Source organism: Salinicola sp. (assembly GCF_982684285.1).
Genome location: NZ_CEXLVS010000232.1, coordinates 2,343 through 6,533, shown reverse-complemented (window position 1 = coordinate 6,533; position 4,191 = coordinate 2,343). Strand labels below are relative to the sequence as shown.

The following is a 4,191-nucleotide window of genomic DNA, read 5'->3' as shown; positions in this document are numbered from 1 at the left end:
ACCGGCGGCAACGCCCAGGGCACCGATGGCGCCGCCAGCGGCACCGCCACTCCCCAGCAGCCTGCGACACCCACCTTCGAGTTCTACACGCTACTGCCGGAAACGGAGGTCATCGCTCCCAACAGCGATAGCTCGTCGCCCGAGCCGACCGCCAAGACGACCCAGGAAGCCGCGGCCGACGATGCCGCGAACCAGACCAAGCAGCCAACGCCCAGCGGCGGCCGCTACGTCCTGCAGGCCGCCTCCTTCCGCGACCTCGGCGATGCCGAACGCCTCGCCAACCGGCTCAAGGACTTCGGCCTGCTGGCCAAGATCACCGACGTTCGAGCCAATGGCGATCAGCTCTGGCACCGGGTCCAGGTCGGGCCCTACGAGGACAAGCGCGAGCTATCCCGCGCCCAGGACCTGATGGTGACCCAGGGCATCGAGCCGCTGTTGCTGCGCCTGCAGAACTAAGCGCTACAGCTCGCACCACCGCTACAGCTCGCATCACCGCGCCTGCAGCCAGACGGCCGACATCGCCTGTCGGCCGTTTTTGGTGACGGATTCCGAGCGAAATTCACGCGCGCCATGCGACCTCCGGTAGCCATCGCCACGCGCCAGGCACTCGTTGCCGGAAACCGCCGCTTGATTTCCCCCCCTTCCGCCCGCACCTCTCGATTCATGCCGCATCGCGTCCTGCGTTCTTTCGTTTCAGACGAGCACCGTCGACTGCGAACGCGATCGCACCCGTTTTTCGGCGCCGCCGGCAGCACCGGGCGGCGCGCCACTGGGAGTCAACTGCATGACCACAATCGTATCCGTGCGCCGTGGCGACCAGGTCGCCCTGGCCGGTGATGGCCAGGTATCGCTGGGCAACACGGTAATGAAAGGCAACGCCAGCAAGGTCCGCCGCCTCCATCGCGGCCAGGTTCTGGCCGGTTTCGCGGGCGGCACTGCCGATGCCTTCACCCTGTTCGAGCGCTTCGAGGCGCAGCTGGAGAAGTATCAGGGCCATCTGACCAAGGCAGCCGTCGAGCTGGCGAAGGAGTGGCGTACCGATCGCGCGCTGCGCCGCCTCGAGGCGATGCTCGCCGTCGCCGACAAGACGGCGTCGCTGATCATCACCGGCAACGGCGACGTGGTCGAGCCCGAGCGCGGTATCATCGCGATCGGCTCCGGCGGCCATTTCGCCCAGGCGTCGGCGAGAGCACTGCTCGAGAATACCGAGCTCGGCGCCCGCGAGATCACCGAGAAATCACTCAACATCGCCGCCGACATCTGCGTCTTCACCAATCACCAGATCACGCTCGAAGAGCTGTAACGAGGTCATCCCCATGTCCCAGAGTCTTTCCCAGAACGGCACGGCGCAGGAGACGGCCGCCACCCAGCCGGCGCTGACCCAGTCTTCGATGACGCCGCGTGAGATCGTCCACTCGCTGGACCAGTACATCATCGGTCAGCACGACGCCAAGCGGGCCGTCGCCATCGCGCTGCGCAATCGCTGGCGCCGGATGCGCCTCGACGAAGACATGCGCGGCGAGATCGTGCCCAAGAACATCCTGATGATCGGACCGACCGGCGTCGGCAAGACCGAGATCGCACGTCGCCTGGCCAAGCTGGCCGGGGCGCCGTTTCTCAAGGTCGAGGCGACCAAGTTCACCGAAGTGGGCTACGTCGGTCGCGACGTCGAGTCGATCGTGCGCGACCTGATGGAAATGGCGATCAAGATGGTGCGCGAGCAGGCCAAGACCGAAGGGCGCCACAAGGCCCAGGATGCCGCCGAGGAGCGTATTCTCGATGCCCTGCTGCCGCGCCCGCGGGGCAGCGAGTACGATGCCGGCCGCGACGACTCCTCCACGCGCCAGGTCTTCCGCAAGAAGCTGCGCGAGGGTCAGCTCGACGACAAGGAGATCGACATCGAGGTGACGCCGGCAAGCCAAGGGGTCGACATCATGACCCCGCCGGGCATGGAGGAGATGACCAACCAGTTGCAGAGCCTGTTCGCCAACATGGGCAAGCAGAAGTCCGAAAACCGCCGCGTGACGGTCAAGGACGCCTGGAAGCTCCTGCAGGACGAAGAAGCCGCCAAGCTGGTCAACGAGGAAGAGATCAAGCAGCGCGCGCTGGAAGCGGTGGAGCAGAACGGCATCGTGTTCCTCGACGAGATCGACAAGGTCGCCAAGCGCGGCGAGTCCGGCAGCGGCGGCGACGTCTCCCGCGAGGGCGTGCAGCGCGATCTGTTGCCGCTGATCGAAGGCTCCACCGTCTCCACCAAGCACGGCATGGTGCGCACCGACCACATCCTGTTCATCGCCTCCGGGGCTTTCCACCTCTCCAAGCCGTCGGACCTGATTCCGGAACTGCAGGGTCGCCTGCCGATCCGGGTCGAACTGACAGCGCTGACGCCGGACGACTTCAAGCGCATCCTGACCGAGCCCTCGGCGGCACTGACCAAGCAGTACCAGGCGCTGCTCGGCACCGAAGGGCTGGAAGTGCAGTTCACCGAAGACGGCATTTCGCGCATCGCCGAGATCGCCTGGCAGGTCAACGACGGCACCGAGAATATCGGCGCCCGTCGCCTGCACACCGTGATGGAGCGGCTGCTCGAGGAGGCCTCGTTCCAGGGCGGAGATTATGCGAGCCCGCTGGTCGTCGACGCCGATTACGTCAACGACAAGCTGGGCGAACTGGCGGTGGACGAGGACCTTTCGCGGTATATCCTCTGACGAAAAGCCGTAAGCTTTAAGCTGGAAGAGCGCCGCTTCGCGGCTGGAAGAGAAGAACTCTAGAACGACGTTCTTCTCTTTCTTTTACGGCTCTTCTCACTAGCAGACCACAACTTACGGCTAGGAGTTTCTTATGTCCGCCCCCATTCCCAATCGCGTCCACTATCACAAGCGTGACCGGGAACTCGAACTGGGTTATCCCGATGGCGAGAGCTATCGCCTGCCGGTGGAGCTGCTGCGTGTCTACTCGCCCTCGGCGGAAGTCCAGGGCCATCACCCCAGCGAAGCCGTGTTGCAGACCGGCAAGCGCAACGTCGGCCTGCTGGATATCACCCAGACCGGCCGCTACGCACTCAAGCTGCATTTCGACGACGGCCACGATACCGGGCTCTACACCTGGGAGTATCTCCATGAGATGGCGACCCATCAGCAGGCCTGGTGGGAGAACTATCTGACCCGGCTCGAGCGCGCCGGTGCCTCCCGGGAGTCCGGCGTGATCCAGATTCATCAGGTCTGAAGCCGGCCGGATGCGAGACCAAGGCCGCCGGTACGCCAGCGCCTCATACCTGCCAGCCGCGATGCGCGCAGACAAGTTTACGACCAGACGCTACAATGCGGACTCGGTCGATTCACATCGATTGGCCCCGGCTCGGGCGCGTCGGTCACACGGCTCGAGCCGCTCGGCAGCACATCGCCCAGACAGCGACGCCACCGCCCCAACAGGCGTGACGTTCGCCGCCCGCGTCATCTCGGAGAAGAGCACATGGACAAGCGCACGACCGACTTCGGCTACGAAAAGGTGGCGGTCGACGAGAAGGCCGCCCGCGTGGCCGACGTCTTTCACTCGGTGGCCGCGCGCTACGATGTCATGAACGACCTGATGTCATTCGGCATCCATCGCCTCTGGAAGCAGCTGACACTCGAGCGCAGCGGCGTTCGCCAGGGCCACAGCGTGCTCGACATCGCCGGTGGTACCGGCGACCTGACCCGCCAGTTCGCCAGGCGCGTGGGACCGACGGGACGCGTCATCCTGGCCGACATCAACGAATCCATGCTGCGGGTCGGGCGCGACAAGCTGATCGACAACGGCATCGGCGACAACGTCAAATACGTACAGGCCAACGCCGAGAGCCTGCCGTTTCCGGACAACAGCTTTCACTGCATCACCATCGCCTTCGGCCTGCGCAACGTCACCGACAAGGACGCGGCGCTGCGCTCGATGACGCGGGTGCTGAAGCCCGGCGGACGCCTGCTGGTGCTGGAGTTCTCCAAGCCGGTCAACGGCCTGCTGTCGAAAGCCTACGACCAGTACTCTTTCCGCCTGCTCCCGCAGATGGGTCGGCTGGTGGCCAACGACGCCGACAGCTACCGCTATCTGGCGGAGTCGATCCGCATGCATCCCGACCAGGAGACGCTGAAGGGCATGATGCAGGCTGCCGGCCTGGAGCGCGTCGACTATACCAACATGACCGGCGGAATCGTC

At 65.0% G+C, this 4,191-nt stretch carries 5 protein-coding genes; all 5 read left to right on the top strand.

What is annotated here, in order from left to right:
* Positions 1–456: SPOR domain-containing protein (locus tag AC3AYF_RS16790; protein WP_295039639.1), on the top strand; the 456-nt coding region annotated here is incomplete at its 5' end.
* A 328-nt stretch (positions 457–784) separates the two neighbouring features.
* Positions 785–1,303, top strand: coding sequence for an ATP-dependent protease subunit HslV (gene hslV, locus AC3AYF_RS16785; RefSeq protein ID WP_295039642.1), 519 nt, complete (start codon positions 785–787; stop codon positions 1,301–1,303).
* Positions 1,304–1,391: 88 nt separating this feature from the next.
* A complete protein-coding gene (gene hslU / locus AC3AYF_RS16780; RefSeq protein WP_487780047.1) occupies positions 1,392–2,708 on the top strand; it encodes an ATP-dependent protease ATPase subunit HslU in 1,317 nt (438 codons plus the stop codon).
* A 133-nt stretch (positions 2,709–2,841) separates the two neighbouring features.
* A complete protein-coding gene (locus AC3AYF_RS16775; RefSeq protein WP_295039645.1) occupies positions 2,842–3,225 on the top strand; it encodes a gamma-butyrobetaine hydroxylase family protein in 384 nt (127 codons plus the stop codon).
* A gap of 246 nt (positions 3,226–3,471) precedes the next feature.
* Positions 3,472–4,191: bifunctional demethylmenaquinone methyltransferase/2-methoxy-6-polyprenyl-1,4-benzoquinol methylase UbiE (ubiE, locus tag AC3AYF_RS16770; RefSeq protein ID WP_487780046.1), on the top strand; the 720-nt coding region annotated here is incomplete at its 3' end.

What these genes read in the sequence shown, in the direction of transcription:
- hslV (WP_295039642.1), top strand. Translation starts at nt 785, where the DNA reads ATGACCACAATCGTATCCGTGCGCCGTGGCGACCAGGTCGCCCTGGCC.
- hslU (WP_487780047.1), top strand. Translation starts at nt 1,392, where the DNA reads ATGACGCCGCGTGAGATCGTCCACTCGCTGGACCAGTACATCATCGGT.
- AC3AYF_RS16775 (WP_295039645.1), top strand. Translation starts at nt 2,842, where the DNA reads ATGTCCGCCCCCATTCCCAATCGCGTCCACTATCACAAGCGTGACCGG.